Origin of the sequence: Methanosarcina mazei S-6 (assembly GCF_000970205.1) — an archaeon.
GTDB lineage: Archaea > Halobacteriota > Methanosarcinia > Methanosarcinales > Methanosarcinaceae > Methanosarcina > Methanosarcina mazei.
This window is the reverse complement of the sequence record NZ_CP009512.1, coordinates 1,273,882-1,298,793: the sequence shown is the minus strand read 5'-3', so window position 1 is coordinate 1,298,793 and position 24,912 is coordinate 1,273,882. Positions and strand designations below refer to the sequence as shown.

At 42.1% G+C, this 24,912-nt stretch carries 21 protein-coding genes and 2 tRNA genes; 8 read left to right on the top strand and 15 right to left on the bottom strand.

Annotated features, from left to right (window positions below; genetic code table 11):
- Positions 1 to 79 precede the first annotated feature (79 nt).
- Together MSMAS_RS05755 and MSMAS_RS05750 are read right to left on the bottom strand one after the other, a co-directional pair.
- Positions 80 to 1,417 carry a DHH family phosphoesterase gene (locus MSMAS_RS05755; RefSeq protein WP_011032167.1) on the bottom strand — a complete coding sequence of 446 codons (1,338 nt, stop codon included), beginning with the start codon at positions 1,415 to 1,417 and terminating at the stop codon, positions 80 to 82.
- A 362-nt stretch (positions 1,418 to 1,779) separates the two neighbouring features.
- Positions 1,780 to 3,165, bottom strand: a complete 1,386-nt coding sequence (locus tag MSMAS_RS05750; RefSeq protein WP_011032168.1) for a YVTN family beta-propeller repeat protein — start codon at positions 3,163 to 3,165, stop codon at positions 1,780 to 1,782.
- Positions 3,166 to 3,756: 591 nt separating this feature from the next.
- On the opposite strand from MSMAS_RS05750, the gene MSMAS_RS05745 reads away from it, so the two are divergent.
- Positions 3,757 to 3,828: transfer RNA gene (locus MSMAS_RS05745), tRNA-Gly, on the top strand.
- A 382-nt stretch (positions 3,829 to 4,210) separates the two neighbouring features.
- Here the strand turns inward: MSMAS_RS05745 and MSMAS_RS05740 are convergent.
- The 4 genes from MSMAS_RS05740 to MSMAS_RS05725 form a co-directional block, all read right to left on the bottom strand.
- Positions 4,211 to 5,326: a PGF-pre-PGF domain-containing protein gene (locus MSMAS_RS05740; RefSeq protein WP_011032169.1), complete on the bottom strand. Its 1,116-nt coding sequence runs from the start codon at positions 5,324 to 5,326 to the stop codon at positions 4,211 to 4,213.
- Positions 5,323 to 6,141 (bottom strand): Ig-like domain-containing protein, encoded by an 819-nt coding sequence (locus MSMAS_RS05735; protein ID WP_226987666.1) that lies wholly within the window; start codon positions 6,139 to 6,141, stop codon positions 5,323 to 5,325. Before MSMAS_RS05735 ends, MSMAS_RS05740 begins: the two co-directional genes overlap by 4 nt.
- Before the next feature lie 49 nt (positions 6,142 to 6,190).
- Positions 6,191 to 6,799: a hypothetical protein gene (locus MSMAS_RS05730; RefSeq protein WP_011032171.1), complete on the bottom strand. Its 609-nt coding sequence runs from the start codon at positions 6,797 to 6,799 to the stop codon at positions 6,191 to 6,193.
- Between the two features lie 179 nt (positions 6,800 to 6,978).
- Positions 6,979 to 9,243 (bottom strand): hypothetical protein, encoded by a 2,265-nt coding sequence (locus tag MSMAS_RS05725; protein WP_226987667.1) that lies wholly within the window; start codon positions 9,241 to 9,243, stop codon positions 6,979 to 6,981.
- 836 nt (positions 9,244 to 10,079) lie between these two features.
- Between MSMAS_RS05725 and MSMAS_RS05720 the strand changes: the two genes are divergently transcribed.
- Positions 10,080 to 11,213, top strand: a complete 1,134-nt coding sequence (locus tag MSMAS_RS05720; protein WP_011032173.1) for a hypothetical protein — start codon at positions 10,080 to 10,082, stop codon at positions 11,211 to 11,213.
- A 125-nt stretch (positions 11,214 to 11,338) separates the two neighbouring features.
- Here MSMAS_RS05720 and MSMAS_RS05715 read toward each other — a convergent pair whose 3' ends face one another.
- The 5 genes from MSMAS_RS05715 to MSMAS_RS05695 form a co-directional block, all read right to left on the bottom strand.
- Positions 11,339 to 11,584, bottom strand: a complete 246-nt coding sequence (locus MSMAS_RS05715; protein WP_011032174.1) for a hypothetical protein — start codon at positions 11,582 to 11,584, stop codon at positions 11,339 to 11,341.
- A 432-nt stretch (positions 11,585 to 12,016) separates the two neighbouring features.
- The gene (locus tag MSMAS_RS05710) at positions 12,017 to 13,741 is read right to left on the bottom strand and encodes a radical SAM protein (RefSeq protein WP_011032175.1); all 1,725 of its coding nucleotides are present in this window, start codon (positions 13,739 to 13,741) and stop codon (positions 12,017 to 12,019) included.
- A gap of 155 nt (positions 13,742 to 13,896) precedes the next feature.
- Positions 13,897 to 13,969: transfer RNA gene (locus MSMAS_RS05705), tRNA-His, on the bottom strand.
- A 176-nt stretch (positions 13,970 to 14,145) separates the two neighbouring features.
- A complete protein-coding gene (locus MSMAS_RS05700) occupies positions 14,146 to 14,928 on the bottom strand; it encodes a sulfide-dependent adenosine diphosphate thiazole synthase (protein WP_011032176.1) in 783 nt (260 codons plus the stop codon).
- Between the two features lie 554 nt (positions 14,929 to 15,482).
- Positions 15,483 to 16,172 carry an META domain-containing protein gene (locus tag MSMAS_RS05695; RefSeq protein WP_011032177.1) on the bottom strand — a complete coding sequence of 230 codons (690 nt, stop codon included), beginning with the start codon at positions 16,170 to 16,172 and terminating at the stop codon, positions 15,483 to 15,485.
- A 682-nt stretch (positions 16,173 to 16,854) separates the two neighbouring features.
- Between MSMAS_RS05695 and MSMAS_RS05690 the strand changes: the two genes are divergently transcribed.
- The 4 genes from MSMAS_RS05690 (at position 16,855) to MSMAS_RS05680 (ending at position 18,392) form a co-directional block, all read left to right on the top strand.
- Positions 16,855 to 17,064 carry a TOBE domain-containing protein gene (locus tag MSMAS_RS05690; protein WP_011032178.1) on the top strand — a complete coding sequence of 70 codons (210 nt, stop codon included), beginning with the start codon at positions 16,855 to 16,857 and terminating at the stop codon, positions 17,062 to 17,064.
- Positions 17,065 to 17,302: 238 nt separating this feature from the next.
- Positions 17,303 to 17,446 carry a hypothetical protein gene (locus MSMAS_RS19410; RefSeq protein WP_200880727.1) on the top strand — a complete coding sequence of 48 codons (144 nt, stop codon included), beginning with the start codon at positions 17,303 to 17,305 and terminating at the stop codon, positions 17,444 to 17,446.
- Between the two features lie 15 nt (positions 17,447 to 17,461).
- Positions 17,462 to 18,022 carry a toll/interleukin-1 receptor domain-containing protein gene (locus MSMAS_RS05685; protein ID WP_011032179.1) on the top strand — a complete coding sequence of 187 codons (561 nt, stop codon included), beginning with the start codon at positions 17,462 to 17,464 and terminating at the stop codon, positions 18,020 to 18,022.
- Positions 17,991 to 18,392 carry a hypothetical protein gene (locus tag MSMAS_RS05680; RefSeq protein WP_230633346.1) on the top strand — a complete coding sequence of 134 codons (402 nt, stop codon included), beginning with the start codon at positions 17,991 to 17,993 and terminating at the stop codon, positions 18,390 to 18,392. The genes MSMAS_RS05685 and MSMAS_RS05680 overlap by 32 nt, the downstream gene beginning before the upstream one ends.
- A gap of 214 nt (positions 18,393 to 18,606) precedes the next feature.
- On the opposite strand, the gene MSMAS_RS05675 is transcribed toward MSMAS_RS05680, so the two are convergent.
- Complete coding sequence (locus tag MSMAS_RS05675; protein WP_011032181.1) at positions 18,607 to 18,819, bottom strand: CxxC-x17-CxxC domain-containing protein; 213 nt, start codon at positions 18,817 to 18,819, stop codon at positions 18,607 to 18,609.
- Positions 18,820 to 19,556: 737 nt separating this feature from the next.
- Positions 19,557 to 19,745 carry a DUF2795 domain-containing protein gene (locus MSMAS_RS05670; protein WP_011032182.1) on the bottom strand — a complete coding sequence of 63 codons (189 nt, stop codon included), beginning with the start codon at positions 19,743 to 19,745 and terminating at the stop codon, positions 19,557 to 19,559.
- A 953-nt stretch (positions 19,746 to 20,698) separates the two neighbouring features.
- On the opposite strand from MSMAS_RS05670, the gene MSMAS_RS05665 reads away from it, so the two are divergent.
- Positions 20,699 to 21,748 (top strand): calcium/sodium antiporter, encoded by a 1,050-nt coding sequence (locus MSMAS_RS05665; RefSeq protein ID WP_048037145.1) that lies wholly within the window; start codon positions 20,699 to 20,701, stop codon positions 21,746 to 21,748.
- A 634-nt stretch (positions 21,749 to 22,382) separates the two neighbouring features.
- Here MSMAS_RS05665 and MSMAS_RS05660 read toward each other — a convergent pair.
- Positions 22,383 to 23,054, bottom strand: coding sequence for a diacylglycerol/polyprenol kinase family protein (locus MSMAS_RS05660; RefSeq protein ID WP_011032185.1), 672 nt, complete (start codon positions 23,052 to 23,054; stop codon positions 22,383 to 22,385).
- Between the two features lie 331 nt (positions 23,055 to 23,385).
- Here MSMAS_RS05660 and MSMAS_RS05655 point away from each other — a divergent pair, with 331 nt between their 5' ends.
- Entirely contained in the window at positions 23,386 to 23,757 is a 372-nt protein-coding gene (locus tag MSMAS_RS05655; RefSeq protein ID WP_011032186.1) for a VOC family protein, read from the top strand.
- Positions 23,758 to 23,983: 226 nt separating this feature from the next.
- Here MSMAS_RS05655 and alaXM read toward each other — a convergent pair whose 3' ends face one another.
- Positions 23,984 to 24,739, bottom strand: a complete 756-nt coding sequence (gene alaXM / locus MSMAS_RS05650; protein WP_048037132.1) for an alanyl-tRNA editing protein AlaXM — start codon at positions 24,737 to 24,739, stop codon at positions 23,984 to 23,986.
- Positions 24,740 to 24,912: the final 173 nt, after the last annotated feature.

The window sequence follows — 24,912 nt, the reverse complement described above, 5'->3', positions numbered from 1 at the left end:
CCGGCTGGTTTTCAGGATCAGTTTTTGTTCATTATTTATGCTTATCACGTTTACTTGCTCTTCTTTCCCATTGAAATTATCATTTTACTTTCCCACTGGCGTTTTTCCTGAGCTGCTCCCCGATTATACGGTCTGCAATGCTCAGGAACTCCTCCGTACTTCCCAAGGGTATTGAAGCTCCGGATGCAACACTGTGCCCTCCTCCGTTTCCGCCTGCAGCACCAGCAGCTTCCCTGAGGGTAAAGGCAAGGTCAAGCCCTTTTGAAACGAGTTCACGAGTACCTCGGGCAGAAACCTTTAAAATACCTTCAGATTCGTTTACACAGATAAAAGGAAGCTCGGGATGGAGGTATCTGACTACGGTTGTTGCAAGGTCCCCTGTCGAGATGGCTTCAACCGTGCTGATATACCAGAGGTTTTCCCCTTTGCGAATATTTTCCACATTTTTCCGGATATCGATGGCAAGATTCTTTTCATGATCCTTTGTAAGGGAAAAGGCTTCATCAAGGATAGTTGCGTCTTTCAGGCAGAGAGCGAGGGCAAGCCCGTAAACCTTTTGCTTCCCGCAGGTATTGAGTATGGAAATGAAATCATAAACATTGTGGACAAGTTCCCGGTTGAGCAGGAAAACTTCCCCGATAACCGCTTCAATTGCTTCAGGGCTTGCCTGTTTGACAAGTTTCAGGGCAACAGCACTGGCAAGTTTTGAGGTCTCTTCTTCGGAAAGATCTTCAATGTTTCCGGAAAGCCCAAGCTGATTTAAGAATTCCGCCGCTTTTTCCGGGTAACCGGTTACATCTAGAAAAGGCTCTTTGCTGTATGCGAGCACGTCTGCAAGATTTCCATCCCCGACTTTTAACCCTTTTCTGATGGAAACAACCCCTGATTTTAAGGCTTCTTCCAGGATGAAAGCATTTGCAGTCCGGAAAAGCTGCCTGTCTCCAACTGCCCCTGCAATTGCGAGCCCTGCAAGGTCGATGTTTCCTGTCCCGAGTTCCCGAGCTACAAGATAACAGGTTCCTGAAGCCGAGATATCCGTTGCCCCGTCTATTCCTACCATATGTGCGTTTACCACAGCTTTTGCGGGGGACTGCCCTACTGGCTGGTGGTGGTCAATTATAACAACATCCGCGCCCACTTGTTTAATAAGTTCTGGATGCCCGCTGCCCATATCACAGAAAATGACAAGTTCTCCTGAAGAGATGCTCCTGTTCACTTCTTCAATTACAGCCCCGTCCAGCTTGCTGGCTATTGAAAGCTGAAAAGGGATGCCAGCCCTCAAAAGGGCGTGGGCCATTATTCCGGCTGAAGTTAGCCCGTCAGCATCGTTATGTGAAATCACGCGCACAAATTTATGCCTGCGTATTTTATCGGCTGCATTTTTTGCAAGATTTATCAGTTTTTCAAGCTCACTCAAAGCTCATCACTCGTAAAATTCAATATCAAAGTAAGAAGACAGGTACAGAAATCAGTATATTACAGGGATCAGTTAAAAATTTAGCTGCCAGCTTCCGGAAGATGTCGTCTATACGGGCTTAATGATATAAAACACAATTCCCGGAAAAATGTATAAAATCAACCTGCAGGTGTCCGCCCCATCCAAAAATGCTGTTCAACAATTCTATTTCAGGGCAAAAGCACATAAAAAATAAGGCATATAAAGCCTTTAAATCAAAAAAGGAATTAAGTTTTTACTGGCAGTAATTGTCGGGCAGCCTCATGAATGGAAGGGCATCGTGACCCTACGCGCTTACCCTGTAACCCTGTAATTGAAGCTGGTCAGATTTTCGGGGCTTGACTATCAGGTATTTGTTTAAATCCAGTTCCATCATATACTATAGTATTGTTATCTACAACCGTATAGTATTCCAAGCTGTATTCATAACCAGATTCCACAACAATATGCCCATCGGTTACTATATACCATGAACATCCTGCTCGGATATATTCTTCATAAGAACCCGAAGGGGCTGTGACTGTGCGCGTTTGCCCTGCAGGAATATTCACCTGGAAAACAGCTTTTTGGGAACCTTCCTTTGCCCAGGATACGACGATATCATTTCCAACCCTATTTTTTATATGAATAACAGCGCCACCTGCATAATCTGGGACATAATCTTCTATCCCCTTACAATCGGTTTCTGTGTCTCTACTGGTGTTGCTTGCTGTTACTGGTCCCCCTATAAACTGACCCAGGGTGATGGGCGTTTTTCCCACAGCCACAGTGACTGTAACGTTGTTGGTTATGGTGTCAATTACAGAAGTAGTGTTGTCACCGGCGTTCGTTACGTATAACTTTGATCCATCCGGGGTAACTGCAACTCCACAAGGAGCGATTCCTACATTCACAGAGTCTGTAACTGTGTTTGTAGCGGTGTCAATAATAGAGACATTGGAGCTACCCAGGTTAGCCACATATACTTTTGTTCCATCAGGTGCAATTGTAACTCCAACCGGACTCCATCCTACGGGCACAGAGGCTATAACGTTGTTTGTGGCTGTATCAATTACAGAAGTAGTATTGCTGCCATAGTTCGCCACATATACCTTTGTTCCATCCGGACTGATCGCAACTCCATAAGGAGCAATTCCTACAGGCACCGTGAAGGTAATACTGTAATTAGACGTATCGATTACGGAAGTAGTGTTACTGCCGTAGTTCGCCACATATACCTTTGTTCCATCCGGACTGACTACAACTCCAGAAGGACTGTAATCTACTGGAACACTGGCGATAACAGTGCTGGTCGTTGTGTTAATTACAGAGACACTGCTGTCGTTTTGGTTCGCCACATATACCTTTGTTCCATCCGGACTTACTGCAACTCCATAAGGAGCATGTCCCACAGGCACCGTGGAGGTAACAGTGCTGGTTGTTGCATCAATTACAGAGATATTATTGCTGTCATCGTTAGCCACATATACCTTAGTTCCATCCGGACTGACCGCAACTCCACAAGGTCGAATGCCTACGGGTACCGTGGAGGTAACAGTGTTTGTTGCTATATCAATTACAGAAGTAGTGTTGTCGTCGTAGTTCGTAATATATGCAAATGGCACTGCGCCTGCGACACTCGCCAGCATTAAAAAAGCCAGCACAGTTATCCCTAAAATGATTATGAGGACATGCCCTCCGGATATTTTATCATATGTTGTTTCTTTCAATTTAAGCCTCCACATATAGGGCCTTTATATTTAGATAATTGGAAGAGATATAAATTCAGTCGAATAAATTTTCCTTATATTTAATAATTAAAAAAAAGAGAGGAAAATAAAAATGAGATTAAAAGATTTTATTTGAATATATTTTCGATAAATCTCCAGATGCGCCGTTGTTAGAATGTTTTCGTATTTCTTCGTTTCACATTCTACCCTATTTCTGCTTTATAATCGAAAAAAGATTAAAAACCGTTTTAAAAATTAACAATTTTCGATGTTACACACACGACATCAATAAGTTGGTTCAAACATTCTAATGCGTAAAAAACGTATATATGCGTTGTCTCTGGTAGGTTTCTCTTTATATATGAATGTAAAAATAACACACCTGATACAGAATTATTATTAGTATATGTTAAAATATGAAGGTGTTGTAACGGACAAAAGAATAATAGATCCAGAAGAGGTAAAAAGTCCATCATAAATAAAATCTGAGTAACTTCCCATCTAACAGCATACTAAAAAATCCCTCAGGGATTAACTTAATTAATAAAAAAATCCATAATAAGAAAGCGGCAGGCACCCTGTCATCACAGAACATCAGTAGTGTAGCGGTCATCACCGGGCGTTGCCAACGCTCGAACCCGGGTTCGAATCCCGGCTGATGTATATCATTTTATAAAAAAGACATATCTGTCCTTTAATCAGGATCATTTTTTTCTTATTTTTGCTTATCTTTTGTTTTCGGATTATAACCACAAAATAGCCCTTTTAGTGAATCTCACTGATTAAAACTTCAAAATTAGTCCTCTTGAGCTTAGCTTAGGAATAATGCCCAAAAATTAGTCCTCTTGAGCGAGCGCAGCGAGTGAAAAGGACACCGTACTCCCGAGACGGAATTCGGGTGAAAAGGACACCGTACTCCCGAGACGGGACTCGGGCGAGAAGGACACCGTACTCCCGAGACGGGACTCAGGCGAGAAGGAATTCGGGTGAAAAAAGAGAAAAAAGCAGCGTTTAAAGCTGCTTTAAACCGTAAATTTATCGGGCATCAAAACTTCCTTCTCATGACGCAATATGCAGCTCCGACTGCTCCCAGAAGAGCAGCAGATTCAAATCCAGGCATAGAACGCCAGTTCCTTACAGGCTTCTGTGGCTCGGAAGAGATATTGCCTTCCGTATCTTCATCAACAGGCTCGATTTCTATTGAAGCGGGTTCGGCTGCAACAATTGCAAATGACCCGAATCCCGGAGTCCTGGCTTCATAATAGACATAGGTACTGTCACTCTCATCCAGTTTGGTGGTTTCGAGTTTAGTCCATCCTTTGTCATAATACCAGAGGTTAAGCGAATCTTTGTCATCCGTGTCAACCCCATATTTATCAAGCCAGGTTTTTTCAACCCTGAAGCCAACTACCGCGTTTTTGATATTATCGGAATTTGCGATTCCTCCGGAACCCACCCAGATGTTTACGTTTTTATAAACCGTGCCTTCAGGCAGGCTCGGGACCAGCTTCGACTGGCCTTTAAGCATTTCAACAATAGTGGTGATCTTCCCGAGGGTCTTTCTGGCATCAAACTCCACATATCTTATGCAGGTTACACCATTGGGGAAATCGAACCTTACGTGTTTTCCGTCAGAAACATACGACTGGGAAAGCTCCTTAGCCTCAACATTGTTCTGAGGTTCCGGGGAACCTCCGGCTCCGCCGCCTGAACTGCTGCCTGAACTTTTTGAGCCGCCGCCTGAACCCCCGCCAGAGCTTGACCCGACCTTAATGGAAGAGCTTGAAGGGAGTATAGGGAATTCAGCTTTGTTTATGTCCCTTAAAATACCCGAAAACTGGTATGTTCCGGATGATGCAGGAGCTTTAAGAGTGTAGCTGAAGCTTTTTTCTGTCATCAGCAGGAAGGAGACCTTATCTCCGTTTACAGTTACAGCTTTTTCCGGAAGGGTTGAGCTGACAAATGTGAAACCTGCAGGAAGCTTTTCAAGCACCTGACCTGCTGCGCCGTAATCAGCTACATTGACTGTTACCTGAAACACCTCATTAGCACTGACTGAAGACGGAAGAACCCTTTCTGCACTGCCTGCAGAAGCCGGAACTGCACATAAAATCAAAGCCATGAGTAACGCAAACGCAATTTTAAACTCAGGCTGCCTCATATCCTATCCCACCCGTCAGCATAGTAAATGTTCAGAATTGCATATTTGACCGCGCTGGAGATTTTACCGTCACTTACAATATTTTTGATTTCTTCGGCAGAGAAGCTGCTGTCAGCCCCTCCGAACTTTGCTATAAGCTCATTTTCTTTAACTGCAGTGATCGAGATGCTATTAGAATCTGTAATTTTATTACCGAAGTAATCCGTTGCTGTAAGGGTGAATTTAAATTCTCCTGCCTGAGTGCTGTCCACATTGCAGGTATAAATGCCTCCTTTTTCAGGTGTCATTGATACTACTCCTCCACCTATGGGGGTAAGATCGAGGGTTACTGACATAACTCCGGACAGCTCATCCGAAACTTTTGCATTGACAGTTGAGTAATCCTTCCCGTCGTTCAGGATATAAACAGGAGATGCATAGCAGCTCTCTATAACCGGAGGCACAAAATCCCCCTTGAAAGGAAGGTCAAGCGTAACCGGGGAAGCTCCATGCTGATATGTTGCAGAAACGGGAGATTCCACAAGACCCAGCTTGAAAACTATTTTTTTCCCGTTGTCCTCTTCTGTACCTGATACATCTAACTGATACTCACCTTCTGTCTCTATAGTTTTCAAGCCAACAAGCTTTGAATCTATATAAGCTGAGATTATAGTTCCTTCAGGTACATCTGCGCCTTCTGTGATCAATTTTCCTTGGAATACGTTGGGGATAGAAGGAATATCGCTGGCAGATGCAGCCGGAATAAGGGATATACCCAGTACCAGGATAACCAGGCACACTAAAGTTCTTAAGTGTTTGTCCTTGATGGTCATCATATCACCTTGAGGTTTTTACGTATCCGAAAAACCCATTAAGGAAAATCCTTCAGGGCTTCCTTTTCGAGTCCCTCCAGAGCTTTGACCCGAAAGTGAGCAGAATAATGCCTGCAACTGCATAAATTATCTGGAAACCCGGAGCACTGCCTTTTTTAGAAGACTCGTCAGAGGATCCTTCAGTCTTTTCGACCTTTACTTCATCATCTGCACTTTCCTGTACAGTTTTTTCCTCGTCCGTTACTTCCGGAACCTCGACATCCGGTTGAGTTACTGCGCTATTTTCAATAATCTCCCTGTCTTCTTCCTTATCCCCGGACACTGCCAGTGATCCTGAACCCGAGTTTGAAGTTGAACTCTTTTTAGAATTCCCGGAATCGCCGACAGAAAGTTCAACGGATGAAATTACTGTTCCTGACTTCCAGGTAAAACTCTTGCCAGTATCCTTTTCATCAATTGTAAAAGTAACAGGTTTTCCTTCATCTTCGGCTTTACCTGAGATATAGAAAGTGAAATTTCCCGCGGGATTATTAATCAGAAATTGTTCTACGTACTCTCCGTTAAGATAAGCTGCAACAGCAGTATCTACAGGAGCAGGAGAGCCATCAATAAAGGCAACCCCATTTACTGTCATAGGGAGAGGAGGGACATCCTCAGCCATACCTGGATGGGCAGCTATTAAGAAAAATAAAATTAGTACAGCTGTTCCTAAGAAACTATTTTTCAATATTTTGTTCATAATTTACCTCCAATTGCTAGCAAGCAAAAAAAGAAAAAAGAACCTTTCAGCCTCAACTGGCTGAAAAGTACTTGCTTTTAAAATTGGCCCTTCACCGGGACTTATTCAGCCTGATAAAGTTCTACATTTTCAATGGATGCGTAAGTACCGTCTTCTTTCATGAAAATCCAGTATCCCTGTCCAGGGACCATAGCACCGCTGGACTCAAGAGTCTGAACCGGGTATGGGATCTCAGACTCTGGTTGAGCGAATAGATCCAGGAATCCAAGATTAATCGTGCCTCCCCAGCCTTCATTTTGAGAATACGTGATTATGTTGGAGAACTTATAGTTTGCAATAATCTTATCACTCTGCAATGAACCCAGAGTCTCAGACCAGTGAGCAGGCTGAGTTGAAGTGTGTCCTATCATCTGCCAGCCTGCACAAAGGTCGAGAGAAGCAGGAACATCCGGTGTTGCACTGCCGACAGGCATTGGCTTGAACTTTACATTGGTTTCACAGGCTTCCGGAGTGTAGACCCAGTAACCCTTACATGGTTCTATAGTCTTCGGGAACTGCCAGCAGGCACCGTCCCAGTAAATTACTGTGCTGCCTTCTCCAAAGACCGAGCATGTGTCAGCATTGAAAGGAGCCAGTCTCCTGGGTACGGATTTCAGGTTCCAGCCTGCATCAAGTGTAAGATCCATATCTTCGTATGTCTGGACAGGCCCGCACATAGTAAAGCATTCATCATAGTTGCCAGCTCTATCCAGAGCGATAACAGCAACCCAGTAGTCTTTACCATAGACGAGGGGTTTTCCTTGATACATTCCAATGTGCATAAACAGAGCCTTATTGTCTATAGTGTCATAGATGCTGCTTACAGGCATTGCCAGTTCCATTTCTTCAATGCCTGAAGGCTCAAAATCGCTGATGAAAACCGCATATGGAGTCCCATAGTAAGCGTCTGCTCCATCGTACAGGTCTTCTTCAGTATTTTTATCCCAGCAAACGTAAAGCCCGGGCTCATCGTATGTATAATACCATGTAGTATCACTGAAAGCATCGACAACAGTCAGGTTCGATACAGGAGCAGGGGCAGTGGTATCAACAGAAATGAAAAACGGATCAGGCTGATAGATTCTGCCTGCACAGTCAGTGATGCGCACGGTCCAGGGGATGTTCATTCCGTCAGCAACCGTTGCATCCACGGAACAGAAGCTTATCCCTTCTTCACCGATAACTGAAGTGCCGTTCTTAACTTCCGTGCCATTGATGAGCAGTTCGTACCCAAAGGGCAGCCCTGCTCCTCCCATTACACTGAAGTTAAACTTCTGTTCTGCAGTGACAAGCTCACCGTCAACAAGACTATTCGGAGAGATAAGCTCGACAATAAGCCCTTCAGTATTCACGTAGAAGTTCCTGACTTTACCTGAGCAATTATTTCCTGCTTTGTCCTCAACAAGGACAGACCAGTTGTATGCGCCGTCAAAGAGGGCTGTATATGGAATTTCTGCATATTCCCCTGAAGCTATTTCACCGGAACCCAATAATAGTTCAGGTTCTCCATTTATATACAGCTGGTAATCAAGGTCAAGGCCGCAGTTTGCGGACAAAGTGTCCCGGCATGTGAAATTAAAGTTCAGAAGTCCTGTTGTGTCAACGAATCCATCTTCTGGAGAAACAAGAGTTACGCTCGGATCCTTGGTGTCCACATACAGGTCCTGGAGTCCACTGCCACCGATATTTCCGGCATCGTCCTCGAGTACGATTTCCCACTGGTAATAGTTGTCGGATTTTTCAACCTCGTACTTTACACTTCCGTTGGAATTTATAATTCCTGATTTCTTTTCAGTACCGTTGATAAAGAGAGAGTAGGCAACTGTATTGTCCAGTTTGTCAAAAGCACTGAACTCGAAGACAACACACTCCGTATTTACATATGTGGAGCTGGGTTGAATTCTGTCAAATCTCGGAGCTTCATTATCAACCACGAAAGCATGAATATCGGTTTTCTCAATTAAGTCTACGGTTCCACCTATCCCATAGACCGTCACATTCACAGCATCATTTATACCTGCCGGGACTTCGTAGTCATAAGACCAGACAGTGTTGCTGAGGTTGGTCATGTTAAAGTAATCGGGCGTGAGAACGCTATACCCAACTATTGCCACTGCATCATATACAGGTTCACTGAAGGTTGCAGTGATCTTTACAACATCTCCCATCCTGAAAGGACCGGTTTCGTTGTAGGCAATGCTGACGCTCGGCTCGGTCATCCCGGTCGAGACAGTATCTGTATTTTCTGCTTCTCCAATTGCACCTGCTGTCCCTGCCAAAAGGGATATGATCAGCAGTGCACTGAATAATATTAATTTTTGTTTCATGTTCTGCACCTAGATTCCGCACATTTTTGATTAACTAAATCTTGAAACTTCATTTTTATCATAGTGTAAATAATATTGTAAAGTCGGCGAGTTGTAGCAGATTCCAGTTAGTAAGTATACAATCCCATAAACAGTCAAGAAATTATTAGATATATAGAGTGGTTAAGAAATAAACAAAATAAGACTGTAATAAGTTTGCAATTTATATTTTACTAAACTGCTTTGCCCTTCACCCCCTGAATTAAAGTGATCTGATTAACATTGCCTTTAATTAATATCTAAGAAAGCCATCACTTTTCTGAAACCCTTTCGGGAGGAAATATGCTGGCTTTTCCTCTGGAGCAGCAAGAAAATTGACCCCGTTAATTCTTGTGCATCAGGGGAATTGTAAGTCAACCCCGTTTTGATACCTGGCCGACCGGTCAGATTGGTGCATCAGACATATACTTATTAATCCTGAACAGTGAATTCACTAAAGAAAACCACCAGGGGATAATAAATCAGCATTAACCAGGTACATGTCTTTTCATAATGTCTTTTAATAATGTCTTTTCATATTATCTTGTGACGATAATATGACATAACTTACGCAAATATTTGATATAAATCTTTCTAAAAAAATTTATTTTTTAATAAAAGTATCGGTAAAAAATAGATTAAATAATAGTGATTTTAAAAAATTAAATAATTAAAAAAGAAATCAGACTATCGAATAAAAAAATTCATTTTATTAATTTAAGTGGGTAATTCTTCCATCCCAGGGTATATGCTCACAAATTTAAACATAAAAAACATAGTTTTCTAAAAAGCAATTTTTCCAAAGGGGAGGATTTGAAATGAAATATACCTTTCAGGACTCAACGGAATTTCCCGTTCAGAGAGACTTTATTCAGGATATTCAGGACTTTATACGGATTTCTAAAGAAGTAATCCCTCTTGAAAAGTCAATTAAAGAGATAAAACAGGTAAATATCGAAGAGACGGGGACTACTCAGGCGGGAATTGAAGAAATAGACAGGTTCCAGAAAGAAATCACTGAGTGTATAGAAGAACGTGCACTGGGATATGAATCCAGAGAAGTTCTTGAGATAAAATCCAAGACAATAGAGACCTGTGCGAACATATCGCTGTTGAAAAAGAATGAAAAACTTGAAGATATAGACAAACAGAACAGGCTGGCACTTATAGAAGTACGGCAGCTGGAAGACAGGATACTTACAGCTCTCAGCCCTTTTTTTGAAAATAGCATTTATGGCGCCGAACACACCTGTTATGCTTCAAGCGAAGACAGGAAGCTTAAAGGGTGGCAGGTAAGCTCTATCGACGGCATGAGGTACGAATTTGAACTGAGTTTTATACAGGATACACTGAAAGTTGAAGACCTCCTGAAACTTACTCTGCCCGTGCGGTCAAAAAGCGGATTCCTCTCAAAAGAAGAAAAGGTAAAAAAGCTGGACGTGTCAGGTTTCTACGTTACCAATATCGAGCACGGAAAAAATACTACGAGAACTGTTATAGAAGATAAGGATGCGGAAAACCGGTTCATAATTACTTCAGATGGCGGGACATTTCTGATAATGTATGGAGACAACGAAATAACAGGCGATGAAAAGCTGGCTCCCGCTCTGGATAAAGATTCCATTTCCATATTTGTGGAAAAAATTAAAGATTTCGTAACAGACTCAGTGGTTTTCAGAAAGCTCAGGCTGATCCTTATAGACGGCAAAAATGCTGTTGAAGAGAATGTTATTTTTGACTGCCTTAAGATTATAGCCGGCATATACGGAAAGCTCGCAAAGGAATGCATTGAGAGAGGATACACGGAAGGGGAAATAACGATTAAAATAGAGGAGCCGGGAAGTATCCGGACAGAAAAATACATTTCAAAGTCCGAAGCTTCGAGCGAACTATCATCCATAGGACCTGAAGGAAACGAGCTTGCCCGCATCCTCAGAGTCAGCGAAGCTTAAAAGATTTTCCAGATATTAGTTTGAAAAGTTTTGAAAATCATCAGATAGGATAAGACCTGAGTAATCAGGATTTAAATAACTTTAATATGGACTCCCTGTTTGCAGGGACAACTTATTTTTTCAATTTATTCTTCCCTGTAGCCTTCAAGGTTTTCAATTTCTTTGTAACCTGTTCCTTCAGGTAAATCTGTTCCTTCCGGAAGAAAGGGCGTGAAAAAAATAACCGAACAGAGGAGCAGGAATGTCACGAACAGTCTGGACTGCTCTTCAAAAGTAGCATAAAGAATTAAAATTCCAAGCATGACCCACAAAATAAAACTCAACTGAAGAGCAATCTTCACTCTATGTAAATTTTCTGTGCTATCGCTCAAGCAAATCCCCCAAAAATATCCCATTTAGAATGATTTGGGATTGAATAAATAGCTATTTATTAGAAAAATTCCGAAATTCGAGTTCCAAAATTTAAGAATGTTGTGTATAAGAGAAGGAATTGTCTGAAAAAACCTCGATTTAAAAAATAGAAAAAAGACTGCAGTTATACAAAAGTTATACAAAATCAGAATAACTATATTCGGAAAAAAGAGTATACAAAGCCAGAATAACTATATTCGGAAAAAAGAATATACAAAACCAGAATAACTATATTTGGAAAAAAGAGAAAAAAAATAGCAAAATTGAAAAAAAGATTAACTCAGGTTTTGGGTATGATTATCCAGAGCAAAAATTAAAGGCATCAGCCTGAAGAACCGAAACATCAGCCAGAAGAGCCATACAGTCCAGAGTACCATACCTTCTTTCGGGCATTAAATTTCAATAAAGTCGATGACCTTTTCTCCCTCGCTTACTCTTTTAAGAAAATCATCCCTGTTTGAATAGGGAACTCCGGCAGCTATGGAAGCAGCCGCTTTTTTACCGATCCCGGGAAGACATCGAATAAGAGTCAGGGAAGCAGAGTTAATGTGCAGTGGATAAGGAATTCCGGTAATCGAACGCATACCGTGCCCTGTGACAGTGATATCCGTGAATTTCCGCAAAGGAAGGAGGGAAGGGATTCCCACGAGCAGAGGATAAGAACCGATCTGCCTTCCAAAAGTGATTTCCCTGTCGTGAACCTCACACATCACATCTCTCAGTACAGTACCTTCAGGAACTACTTTCCTGAGCATTGGAAGGTCGATATTCTTCCTGACCCGTTCTTTATAATCAAGAAAGAGTTTCTTGTGCTTCTTTGCAGCTTCGTCCCTGCCGTACATTGGAGTTCCGGGAAATGCCATGACCTGCCTGATATTGATCCTCCGGAGAAGAAGCCCCGAATCAAGAACTTTTTGCAGGAAAGCATAGTTGAGCTGGAAAGTCTTTTTAGTCTCGCCCATAAGGCCATGAACAAAATTGATGCCCGGAAGAATTTCCGGAAGCCCGTTTGCCCCGCGCACAGCTCCAAACCTGTTGACCAGCCTGATCGCTTCAAAGACTTCTTCTGAGGTCGCCTTGAGGGAATTTGCTGCAACCACTGCGGGATCGGCAGTCTCCATACCAAAAGCTGCCACATCTCCCGGCGTATGGAATTTGACAATTGTCTTCAGAATCTGCTCTGATTCTTCCGGATATGTTGCAAGAGTAATGGGGTTTGCGTTGTCCATGTGGAGTACGGAAAGTCCGGGTGCGGAATTCCTTATTCCTTTATAGAGCCTTTCAAGGACCTCAGGCACAGGCTTCGGCACTGGTCCACCTGCGTCTGTCCCATGATAGGAAAAGAGGTCAGGCTGCCTTCCGATTCTGAAATAGCGTGCTCCGTAAGAATAAAGTGCGGAAACTTCAGAAACAACATCCTCCACGGGCCTGTAGTCCGAAGACCCATAAAAAGGCTCAGTGCAGAAAGAACAGTGAACCTTCCTTCCGCAGCCCCTGTATGTTTCAAGCTCACACATGCAGTGAGGGTAATCCGGGTGCTGCCTGATCAAAAAAGCCCCTCTGACACCCCAGCATCCGATCTCGGATGTTGTCCTGAAACGGTGCTCAATAGACTCCTGATCTTTCAGCCTGACAGGAAAGCTTCCAGTACTTCTTTCCCCTTCGATCCCGTCCTCAAAAAGGTCGTAAATAAAAGCCTCAATGTCCATTTTTGCAAGTACGGCATCTCCGAGGCTTATGCCGCTTTCCGTGCCCTTTGCAGCCCTCCCGCCTTCGCTGCTGAAGCCGAGCCTTATAGGGCCGCCCATAACTTTTATTCCCTTTGCAGCCCCGAAAATTGCTTCAATTTCTCCGGGAGAGATGGGAGATGCACGCAGATATTTGCCGGGCACGGTCATGCCGGCAATAATAACCACAAGGTCTGCCTTCCCAATAAGCTCGCCAGCTCCGGGAATATTTTCCCTCAGGGTGTCAATAGTCAGGTAATGAATGTCATTTTCAGAAAGCCCGCGTTCTCTCAGAGCTCCTGCTATATACCTTGGATAAGGGGAAAGATAGGGAGGGACTCCCAGGCAGGCGGGTTCGTCTACGTAGCCGTCTATAATAAGTGCTTTCATATAAGTTCCTGTTTCCTTTGTTTGATAACCGGAGATTGAAGTATAGAGCGCAGCTGGATATTAAATTAAGGGTAATTAAAACAACACAGAAGCAGAAATAAAGAGAGGAAACCAGAAAAGAGAAATCAATAATAGACAATTAAAAAATAGTTAAGGGCCGGGACCGAGAATCGAACTCGGGTCGTAGCCTCCACAGGGCCACAGGATGGACCTCTACCCTACCCCGGCCACAGGGTCTGGTACTTCAGGTTTGAAGCAACCTATAGAAGGAGTTTTTTTATATAAAGTTTTTGCCGGGAAAAGCAGCTGACCTTTTTAAGAGAAGGAAATCTTACCGTTTTCCGGCATAAAAAAGTACCGGAATAATAGAAAAAATCCGGTTTCTCTCAGGGGTTTCGGCCAGATCAGATCTTTTTAAGCCTGTCAAGGGCAAGTTTTGCAGCCTTTTCTCCGGAAAGGAGCATCCCTCCAAAGACTGGACCCATTCTTGGGGCACGGGTTGCGGCATTTGCAGCCATGCCTGCCACAATAAGTCCTGGATAGATCTCCTGGGTTGCATCCACAGCCAGGCGCTCTCCTACCTCGGACCACATAGGCTTTTCTCCCAGGATGCCGAATTCCCCTATTTTTGCGTTTGGGATTTTCCGGAGAATGGTATTGCAGACGACTGCATCATGCCCTGTACCGTCAATCACGAGTTTCGTGCGGATCATGAGAGGATCCACATGCAGGCGCTGTGTTGTGACAGGTCCCCAGTTAATTACTATGCCCGTAACCCTGTCATTCTCCCGGATCATGATGTCTTCAAAGCTCACAAGGTTAAAGACCTCAGCCCCTGCAGACGTTGCCCCTGCGATCAGTTTTCCCACGGATTCCACGGAGTTTGCCACAAAATACCCGGGCTCGTACTCCTTATACCTGATCCCGAAGTCGTCCAGGACGCGGCAGGCTTCTTCCTGTACAACTATGCGCGGAAACATCATGCCTCCAGCCCACATCCCTCCCCCGAGGGACAGTTTCTGCTCATAAATAGCGACCTTTGCCCCGGCTTCAGCCAGGTACTTTGCAGCCACAAGGTTTGCAGGTCCGCCTCCTACGAGTGCCACATCAATGTCCGTGTATTCAAGGAAGGTTTTAGAATACTCTTCAAAAATTGCCCGTGTAATTATGACTTCGTCGAGTTCCATTTTAATCTCTCATAAAGCTTATGCGGTTGAAAGACCGGAAAAAAATCCGGGATTTTTCAGAAATAAATCAGGAATTGTTAACCCTGATCCGTAACATTAAATTCACATTTTGATACAGGGCATTGTTTTTAAAGTTGTTGGAATCGGTGGGAAAAAGCAAAAAGAAATAGTAGTGTCGCAAAAGAATCGGCAGTGTGCTAGTGTCATGAACATTTAGTTTTTGGTCATTTTATAAGTTAAGAATCGTTATGTATTGACATAGAAATACTATAAATTATGCTCAATAATTAAATTGTCATGACACTAGTTTTTCTGAAAAATTACAAATTTTAAGAGTTTTTGAGCCAGGAATTCAGGATCATTAGCATGGTTTCACATGCAGTATCCTGAAATGCCCAGAAAATTGATTTTGAATTTACAGAAAATTCGCGGCACTGACCAAAAAACAAAAATAAGAAAGAAGCTCAAAAATATTGGGGCTTGATTAACCAGATCTAAGCCTCAATTAACCAGGTCTGAACCTCAATTAACCAGGTCTATTTTTAATCAAGCATTTACCGTTCAGCCTTCCCCCCATTAATAAAGAACATTTTGTCACCTTCATTTCCGGGGTAAAGGACAAGCTGACCGTCCTCAATGGCTGCTGCCTCTACAGTGGGTAAAAGAGACATATATTCGCCATTCATGGACTCAGGACCGCAGTCAACAAGAGTTGTTACCGGCAGGTCAAGGAAAAGCCTATTTCCTTCCAGGGAATATGTCCCGCTGCCGGTGTTGCAGTCGGCTTTAATATAGTATGTGCCGTCAGCGAAAAAGGAAAGCGTATAATCTTCAGGGCTGGGCACTTTTATCTGGCTATCAGGGCTGTCAGAGTCCTGGAAACCGGTCCACTGCCATTCGGTATCCTGGATATTGCCAGCAGAAATTGGTTCCAGGTCCTCTATATCGACTCCTGAGCTTTCCGGGCTTCCCGAAGACTCTTCAGGGACGACTCCTGCGGATTCGACAGGAGTGTTCTCTACAGGTTCAGCAGAAGTTTCCTCTTCGGTTTCTGCAGGAGCATCAACAGAATCATTATCTGCAGGTTCAGCTGGAGCGCTTTCTACAGGTTCAACGGGAGTATTATCTGAAGGCTCAGCAGGAGTTTCTTCCTGCTCAGTACAGCCGAGTGAGAAAGAGACTGCGGTTATAACCCCTATGGTAAGGAGTAAAACAAGAGTTATAGATGCACTTCTGGTTTTCATCGTACGCCTCATAACTTAATTTCATGAAAGTATTAATTACATGGATTAATTACACGGAAAGATGTGCCTTTTCAATAAAGCTTTTGTTTTAACTGCAATTTGACCTGCAGTCATCCAGATGTTTCTTTCAGTCCGTTGCCGGGAGTTCTGAGCAGATACTGCCCACAAACAGCACTTATCAAACAAAAACCATAATCAGTGATCTTTTATTCAGTAAAATCAGCGATTTTTTATTCAGTAAACAGGGCTGGCAGTTAAACCATACAGGAAAACCAGCATGGAGAAATTTTTAAAACAGGCAAATTCAAGCTGCCAGCAAATCGCTACCTGACAGATCAGCTACCAGGTAAATCAACTGCCGGATACAGGCAGAATATATAGTGTTATTCTCCATGAGGACCTCTTATTCAGGAATAATAAAAATTTTCTGAATAGTGTTATCTGAATATTGCTATCTGAATAGCGTTCTAAACAGTGTCATCTATATTTCACCTGTTATAAAAACACCTGCTAACAGATTATTTGCCTTCGGAGACGGCTTTTATTTGAGAGATTAACAAAGATTAAAATTCAGTAATTAAGTTTCGAAAACCAGATTCCTATGCATCTATAATTCACAAGACTAACCTTATTGATAAGAGAATAAAAATCAATAAATAAAAACCGAAATATGGGGAATAAGATGAAAATAAGCGCGCGCAATATCCTTAAAGGCAAAATCAAGAGCATAACACACGGATCGGTTAATTCGGAAATCGTGGTCGAACTTCCGGGAGGTACCGAGATTACTTCGATCATAACAAAAAACTCGGCTGAAAAGCTGGGTTTAAAAGAAGGGCATGATGTCTATGCAGTAATTAAAGCCTCAAGCGTCATGTTAGCCTCAGACTGAGATGCATGACTCCTGGACTGCAAATAATGTTATTCAACTAATGTGTCATAATAAACCATAACTTCAGGAACCCATACCTGTCAGAATGAAATTAAACAGGAACTCATAGCCACACGAATTATACACGAATTGATAAGAGGGCAATACCTCAAGGAAATCAAAAACACTGACAGGAAATTGTCCTTAGAAGATTGTCCTTAAGAGAGCATTTTAAGTTATATTAGAGGGGGGAATCATTTTGCCAAAAGAAGAAAAAGTACCATCTTTTCAACCTGAACCTATGCCTGAACCCGAACCACAGCCGGTTCCTTCACCCGAACCGATACCCGAGCCTGAACCGGAAACCGAACCAGAACATAAGTCCGGAAAACAAGAATTGTGAACCAAGTCAGCAGGCATGATAACAAAAATTTACATATCTCATTGCGAGCAAGATGAATTGCTTGCCCGGGAACTGGCAAGGACTCTCTGGGCAGTTGAAATAGAGAGCTATTCATCCCTGTACAGGAAAGCTCGTATTCTTTCTCTTGCCGAAAGGATACGTTTTGGAGTCCGCCAGTCAGACTGCGTTATTCCTCTAATCACACAGGATGGAGTAAGCTCTCCGGAAGTGAACCAGGAGATCGGGCTGGCTGCAGGACTCGACCAGCTGATAATACCGCTTGTAGAATCGGGAATCGAACTGCCTGTACTTATCCGCCATCTCCAGCCGGTTATCTTTTACCCTGATACCTATGAGGATGCCCTGGGAAAACTCATACAGGGCATAAGACAGCTTACTAAACTTGACTGGCTGAAAATAAAATGCCCTTACTGCGGGGAGGAAATGACGCAGTATATCTCTCCGGAAGAAGAGGTTGATAAGGCTCTTCTTGCAGGAAAACATCTCGAGACCATCTGCAGTTACTGCCAGAGGAATATCTACCTTGACCCGAGAACCTTCAGGCCCGTACCCTGACCAGAAGAGAGGCGAATTCATGGAAGAGGAAGGAGAATTCATAAAACAAGCCGGAGAAGATCCCGGAGAACCAGCAGCAAAATCAAAACTGGGAGAAGCTGCTGTCCGTGAGGCTGAAGTAAGGGGCATAGAAGAACTTACCCCTGCAGAAAAGAAACACCTGCTGTTACAGCTTTCCAGGGACAGAGTAAAAGACAGTTCTGCCGGTCCCTGGGAAATTATCGACATCCGCAGGGAACAATGGAGAGCGGTTAAAGATACACTGGTCGAACCTGTAGAAATAGACGTAAGGGACAATGGAAGGAATGAACTGTTCAGGGTATTGTTTGATATAACAAAACTGGAAAGGGAACTTGAATCAATAAGCTGAAAGAAAAACTTGAAAGAAGAATAAAGGGAGATAGATATACGTCAAAAAGCAAATAAAGCAAGATCAAAAATTAAACGATATAGATTAAAAATTAAGTGATATAGATTAAAAAATTAAGTGATACAGATAAGATTTCGAAGCAGCTTAGAAATCGCCTGTACGAAGCGTATCTGTTTTATCTGTCAAAATTAAACTATCAGATAACCCATTCGGTTTAGAAGTTTCTACTTTTTCTCTTTGCATAGCACTGCCTGCAGTAGACCGGTCTGTCAGGGTCCGGTTTGAAGGGCACCTCGGTTTCTATATCACAGTCAGAACATTTTGCTGTGTACATCTTTTGCGGTTCTCTGCCGAAGCCGCCTTCTTTTCCGGAATCGCTTTCTCTGCTCTGGTCCCGATCTTTATTCTGGAAACTTTTTCGTTCCATTTATTTCCCCCTCGGTTAATCCTGGTTTTATATCAAGTAATTCAAGAGCCCGCACTCACCCATGGGTTATTCCGCAGTGTGTCTCAATGAACTAATTGAATAATAAATATCCGGCATGTTAGTATTTATTGTTGTTGCAGCTGTTTGAACTATTATGAAGTCTCCCGAAGTTTATTTCAGGACTTTAAAAGGCATTTTTTGCGATCCTCTATGCAGTAAATAAGACAGTTATTTTCAAAACAGTTATTATGACCCGGGATAAAGTTCAATATAAAAGCCTGTGACATGAAAAGTCCAGAAAAGTTAATCTCACAGCCAGAAACGGTCAGATCGCATAATAATTGAGGGTAAAAGTCTGAAAATATTAAGAGCCTGAAAGGATAGGGTCTGAAAAGTTAGCCTCTGACAGTTTTATATTTTCTCAGCCTGATTCAGGGGTCAGTGAAGTGAAAATGAGAAGAAAGAGGAAAAAATGACGAGAATAAAGCTATAAACCAAAATATTTTTGAAAATGGGAGGCATTTAACCTCCGGAATATTTTCCTGCTCTAGATGGGAGGCTATAGACATTTCAGAGGTTGTCTTGATGCCACAAACTCCAGAATCTGGACCTTCTCCTGTTCTGTATGTCTACCAGTTCATCATGTTTCAGATAACCAGACAGCCTGAAATCCCTCAACTTCGACCAGCATTAAAGCTTATAACTCGCCTCCCATCTGAGTACTGTTTATTCAGAAGTTATTTGCCTGCGAACTCCCTGCTAACATCGGCAGCATTGGAGTATTCATGGTCAGGAAGGTCCTCGAGGACTGACATTACATCCTTACCTGCTTTATGCTTCTTGGCATGTTCAATAAGATCTTTCTTCTTTGCAGGATAATCCATACCCTTCAAAGCCTTCTGAACTTCAATCGGACTTGTCTTCATATTTTTCCCCCATAATAGATTATTTATCGTAAACCTTCGAACGCTTTTGGACCCTTACCAGATTTGCTGTTGCAAATTTCCTTTAGATTCGGTACTTATTTCGGTTATCTTCGTTCAAAAAGTTCGAGTTTCTGGTAATCAGCAGGAGGCATCTATATCCCTGAAGGCAGGGCCTGACACCGAAGCTGAATCTTTCCTCTGGCACATTTCAGGGCATCTTTAGCCAGATAAACTGTGCCTGTAATGGACTTCTCAATCTGGTAAGGACTCCTTTTTTACAGGTTTTCCTTGCAGGATTAAGGATAGCCATTACCTAATTTCCCTTATTTGCCCACCCTCCATTCAGTATTATGCAATAAATAATATAAAAAATAATTCAACTAAAACGTTTGTTAGAAGATGAATATTTTGCTTTAGAAGCCCTTTATTTTTTATTAATATGAGATCTGGCATTAATGAAAAATAGAAAAGATATAAAATAATCCCGATTTTTGTTTAAACCCCTGATATAGCCCTGTTATAAGCTTTATAGACAAAAGAAAATCCTCTCCAAAAGGGCTATCGAATCGGAAAAATTACTTTATCAGGAAATAAACATACGACTTATGAAGAAAAACTTCCCTGAAAATGGCCATGCCTTGCAGGTTATTAAGAAAAAAAATCTATATGTGACCGAATTTTAATTGCGAGGCATATATTTTGAGTTCATATACCTGAGTTTAACCTGCCCGAAACTCTGTTCATTTTCTCTGCTATCGGTCTTAAAAGTAACTTTTCAGACCGGAATGGCTGTCAGCAGGAACATTTAATCCGTAGCCGGAAAAGTTTTAGCTTCCTGAATAAGCAAAATCTTTAATTTCTTTTTTAACTGAAAACCTTTAATAAGAGTTCTGCAGATTAAGGTCCAGATCAAGAACTAGAGTAAACAGAAAAAATCGATCCGACGTTATTTTATGGTCATAACAAATTTTCTCATTCTTTTGCTTGGCCTGGTTTTTCTGGTCAAGGGGTCAGACTATTTCGTTAAGTCTGCATCATCGATTGCAAAGAAGCTTGGAATTTCGGAATTTATTATAGGGCTGACCCTTGTGGCAGTCGGTACATCGATTCCCGAACTTGCTTCTTCGATGGCTGCTTCTATCCAGCAGGCAAGTGGTATAGTAATAGGAAACGTTGTAGGTTCAAACATTGCAAACATAGGTTTGATTGTTGGAATTGCTGCATTTCTTTCTCCAATGAAAACCGAAGTTGAGATGCTAAGGAGAGACGGCTATATAATGCTCTTTGCAGCTTTACTTTTCTTTGCCTTTGCACTCAACGGGGAATTATCGAAAATCGAAGCCAGCCTGTTCTTACTGCTGTATATAGCTTACACATTTTTCCTGTTTGAAGAAACAGACAAACATGAAGGTAAGCTCTATTTCAAAGAATTCATAAAATATTTCGTTAAGTTCCAGTATATAAACAGTGCAAGACAGAAAATCAATGGCATAAATAACGGTGTTAGCCGCACTAACGGAGATTCAGGCAACAAAAACTGCCAGCCAAAAAATAGCTTTTCAAAAGATATCCTTGCCCTGATATTGAGCTGTGCAGCCATTATAATAGGAGCAAAGTATTTCGTCAGTGAGTCAATATTTTTTGCAGAGATCCTCGGAATTCCGGACACCATCATAGGCACTACTCTGGTTGCAATAGGGACCTCCCTTCCCGAACTTGCGGTAACGGTATCCGCAGCAAGGCAGGGTTACGGAAATATTGCACTTGGGAATATAATAGGCTCGAATATCACAAATATACTTATGATCCTTGGAGTTTCCGGTCTTCTCTTCCCGATCGCCGTTGCAGAGATAAGCCTCGTCTTTACAGCTCCTGTAATGATATTCATAAGCGTGGTCCTGCTTATATTCATCAGCACAGGCTGGGAAATAAAAAGATGGGAAGGAGCGGCATTGCTGTCTCTATATGCAGCTTTCCTGTTTGTACTCTTCAGAGTCAGTTAAAGTACCTGAAAAATTGACAGGACATTCGGAAAAAAGGACATTCGGAAAAAAATATTTGCAGGAAAGGCCGGATAACAGGCGGCAAGCTTAAAAAATGCATTTATCAGGAAAAACCATAGAGGTGCTTTATGACTAAAAGCAGAGCAACTGGAGCATGTCTGTGATACGTTTATCCTGCTAATTTTCCTTTCCCTTTAAGCCTGTTATCGGGATTTATATTTTCATTCGGATTTCCATTTTATCCGAGTGGAATATTATTTATGATTTCTATTTGTGCAGTATAAGCTGTTTTTAATATGTGCCCATAGAAGAGAAGTTTCAGGTTTATTATTTTCAATTTATTTCCAGTTACATAGAAAATATCAGCTATCCGGCATGCTGCCGTCTATCCGTCCTCCAACATTCTCCTGTAACCACGACCGATAAAAAACTGAAGCTCTCTTTTCCTGCCGATTAAAGCAAGCTGAGAAGTAGCTGAATAAGGATGATCAGAATAATCAATCCTATAATCAACCTTATGATCCCTGTCACTTGTTTACCCCCCATTTAAGATATATAAGATCTAAATATATTTTTTAGTTAAATAAAATATATACTTCATGCAATTTAAAGCTTGGGCATGGAGGAGTGTCAATTAAAAAAGTCCGACAATAAACATAAGCAGGCCTGAAAATACAGGGATTAAAAAATTATCATTTAAGAAAAATTTGTAAGCTGCCTGAGAATTAAGTTCTTTTATTGTCTGCAAATCCACAACGCTTTCCAGCAGCATTCCGCCCGCAGACCCGACAAACGCCTGTACAGGAGTTACAAAAAACATGGATGTGAAGAAGGCTGCCAGAATTCCTGCAAGAGTTCCTTCGATACTCTTATTTTCCGAATAAGGAAGTTTATGCCTTCCAAGAGTGACGCCTGCAATGGTTGCTACCGAATCTCCAAACCCGACCACTGCTATGGAGGCATATACGATCTCTTCAGGGAACAATATAAGAGAGACTACTATCCCGCAAACCAGAAGTATAGTCCCTTTAAGAGGGATATTCTGCTTTCCGGGCCTTCCCCACCTGCACAGGAAAGCGTAAAGTGGGGAGGGAAGCATTTCATTTAGAATAACATAAATTACTGCCAGATAAAAAACCAGCAGGAGGAGAAGAAGGGTTAGTGCGTGGTCCCCTGTTAAGTAAACAAAAATTATAAAAAAAATTCCTGTAAAAAGGTGTATTAGCTGGCGTTCAAGCTCACCTTTAAGAGAAGCCTTTTCGTCGCGATAACCGCATTTTGCTCCTTCCTGACCCAGTTTTACCATAGAATCACTTCATAAGTTTACATCTTCTTAACCCGATTAATTAACAGGATGAAAGTCTGCGGAATAAATCAAGAAAGGTGAGCCAGTACATGGTTCATATGTGCCGCGATCCAGTACATGATTCATATGCTCGGTAATTTATTATTAAATAAAGGATTATTCATTGAATATAATAAATATATACATAATAAATTTGCAGATCAGGCTGTATCACTGACAAATCAGGCATTTTCCGAAACGCCCTCTCACCAGATGTCCACTTGAAATTACCTATGGTAACTTCTTTACCTTAAAAACTAAATCTTTCAAAGTCCAGTATTATTGTGATAACATGCCAACAATAGTTCACTTTGATATCCCGGCGGATGATTCTGAGAGGGCAAAGAATTTTTACTCCAGATTATTCGGCTGGAAATTTGAGAAGCCTCTGGAAACAATGGATTACTACCTGATTGAAACCGAAGGACCTGAAGGGGAATCCGGGCTCGGAGGAGGCCTCAGGAAAAGAGAAGGAGCAGACCAGAGAATAATGAATTATATTGGAGTTCCTTCAGTGGATGAATACCTGGAAAAGGTTGAAAAATTAGGGGGCAGAGTGCTGATGCCAAAAATTGCTATCCCTGGCTGGGGACATCTTGCAATTTGTATGGATACCGAGAATAATGCTTTTGGGCTCTGGCAGGACGAAGAGAAATCAGAGTGATTTTGCGTATCAGGAATTTTCCATCCTATGGATTCTTTCCATCCTGTAGATTCAAGGTAATTTTGAAAAATAGAGAACAAAAACGTTTTTTTGTTTTTTATCATAAGAAATTCAGACTTCCAGAACCGTCTGTATTTAGTCTGTAGCTAAGCACTGTTAATAGCCTGCAATAGCCTGCTGTTAAAAATTAAAGGAAAAAGATTTCATAGAAATTCAACTCACCTGGTTATTTCAGTCCAGAAGCTTGGTCCAGGAGCGAAAAGTACATTCTCCTGTTACTTTTCCCTTTGTTCTGGAGTTTTTCAATCTTTATTCCTTTAATCTCTCCTGTATTTTTAAGGTGTGACCCTCCACAGGCTTCAATTGTCACGCCCTCGATTTCAACAAGGCGGACTTCAGTTATCTCTTCAGAGAAACCTTTGGCAAGCGTGGTAAGCCTTGATAATCTTTCTTCAGCTTCTTTGCGGCTGACAAGGTAGAGATTTACGGAATGGTTTTCGGCTATTATTTCATTTGCGATTTTTTCGTATTCTGCGAACTTTTCCCTGTCAAAAGCCTCAAGGCTGAAATCAACCCTGCTCTGGTCAAGCCCCAGCTGGTTTCCGGTAATCTGGGCTCCTGCTTCTTTTTCGATCACATTTGCAATCACATGGGTTGCAGTATGCATGCGCATATGCCTGTAACGGCGGTCCCAGTCAATAATACCTTTTACTTTATCTCCAACCTTAAGACCTTCTGCTCCGGTTTCGCCTTCAGGAGAGATCTCGTGGCTTATGTCTCCATTGAACTTGCCCGCATAAACAACCTTAAATTCAGCCCCGTCCCTTTCCCGGACCAGTTTACCGGTATCACTGGGCTGCCCGCCGCTCTCGGGATAGAAAGCAGTGCGGTCAAGGACAATATACTTGCCTTCAGTCACTTTTTCAACGGTTGCTTCGAATTCTTTCAGGTAACAGTCAAGGAAGTAAAGCGCTTCTGTCATTGGTAAACCTCTCCGGTCAGGAACTTTTATAGACTCATCTTTAAAAGCGGCATTCAAGAAGCCGGCAAATCTCAAATAGCCACATCTCAGTACAAATTATAATCAAAATAATGCCTGCACATGAATCAAAAATATACTATCAGGTAACTGGATGCTCCTTTAAAAGAGTTTCC

Bases quoted from the DNA above. Each gene is read 5' to 3' on its own strand.
- MSMAS_RS05740 (WP_011032169.1), bottom strand. From the start codon at position 5,326: ATGAGGCAGCCTGAGTTTAAAATTGCGTTTGCGTTACTCATGGCTTTG.
- MSMAS_RS05735 (WP_226987666.1), bottom strand. From the start codon at position 6,141: ATGATGACCATCAAGGACAAACACTTAAGAACTTTAGTGTGCCTGGTT.
- MSMAS_RS05730 (WP_011032171.1), bottom strand. From the start codon at position 6,799: ATGGCTGAGGATGTCCCTCCTCTCCCTATGACAGTAAATGGGGTTGCC.
- MSMAS_RS05725 (WP_226987667.1), bottom strand. From the start codon at position 9,243: ATGAAACAAAAATTAATATTATTCAGTGCACTGCTGATCATATCCCTT.
- MSMAS_RS05720 (WP_011032173.1), top strand. From the start codon at position 10,080: ATGAAATATACCTTTCAGGACTCAACGGAATTTCCCGTTCAGAGAGAC.
- MSMAS_RS05710 (WP_011032175.1), bottom strand. From the start codon at position 13,741: ATGAAAGCACTTATTATAGACGGCTACGTAGACGAACCCGCCTGCCTG.
- MSMAS_RS05700 (WP_011032176.1), bottom strand. From the start codon at position 14,928: ATGGAACTCGACGAAGTCATAATTACACGGGCAATTTTTGAAGAGTAT.
- MSMAS_RS05695 (WP_011032177.1), bottom strand. From the start codon at position 16,172: ATGAAAACCAGAAGTGCATCTATAACTCTTGTTTTACTCCTTACCATA.
- MSMAS_RS05690 (WP_011032178.1), top strand. From the start codon at position 16,855: ATGAAAATAAGCGCGCGCAATATCCTTAAAGGCAAAATCAAGAGCATA.
- MSMAS_RS05685 (WP_011032179.1), top strand. From the start codon at position 17,462: ATGATAACAAAAATTTACATATCTCATTGCGAGCAAGATGAATTGCTT.
- MSMAS_RS05675 (WP_011032181.1), bottom strand. From the start codon at position 18,819: ATGGAACGAAAAAGTTTCCAGAATAAAGATCGGGACCAGAGCAGAGAA.
- MSMAS_RS05670 (WP_011032182.1), bottom strand. From the start codon at position 19,745: ATGAAGACAAGTCCGATTGAAGTTCAGAAGGCTTTGAAGGGTATGGAT.
- MSMAS_RS05665 (WP_048037145.1), top strand. From the start codon at position 20,699: ATGGTCATAACAAATTTTCTCATTCTTTTGCTTGGCCTGGTTTTTCTG.
- MSMAS_RS05660 (WP_011032185.1), bottom strand. From the start codon at position 23,054: ATGGTAAAACTGGGTCAGGAAGGAGCAAAATGCGGTTATCGCGACGAA.
- MSMAS_RS05655 (WP_011032186.1), top strand. From the start codon at position 23,386: ATGCCAACAATAGTTCACTTTGATATCCCGGCGGATGATTCTGAGAGG.
- alaXM (WP_048037132.1), bottom strand. From the start codon at position 24,739: ATGACAGAAGCGCTTTACTTCCTTGACTGTTACCTGAAAGAATTCGAA.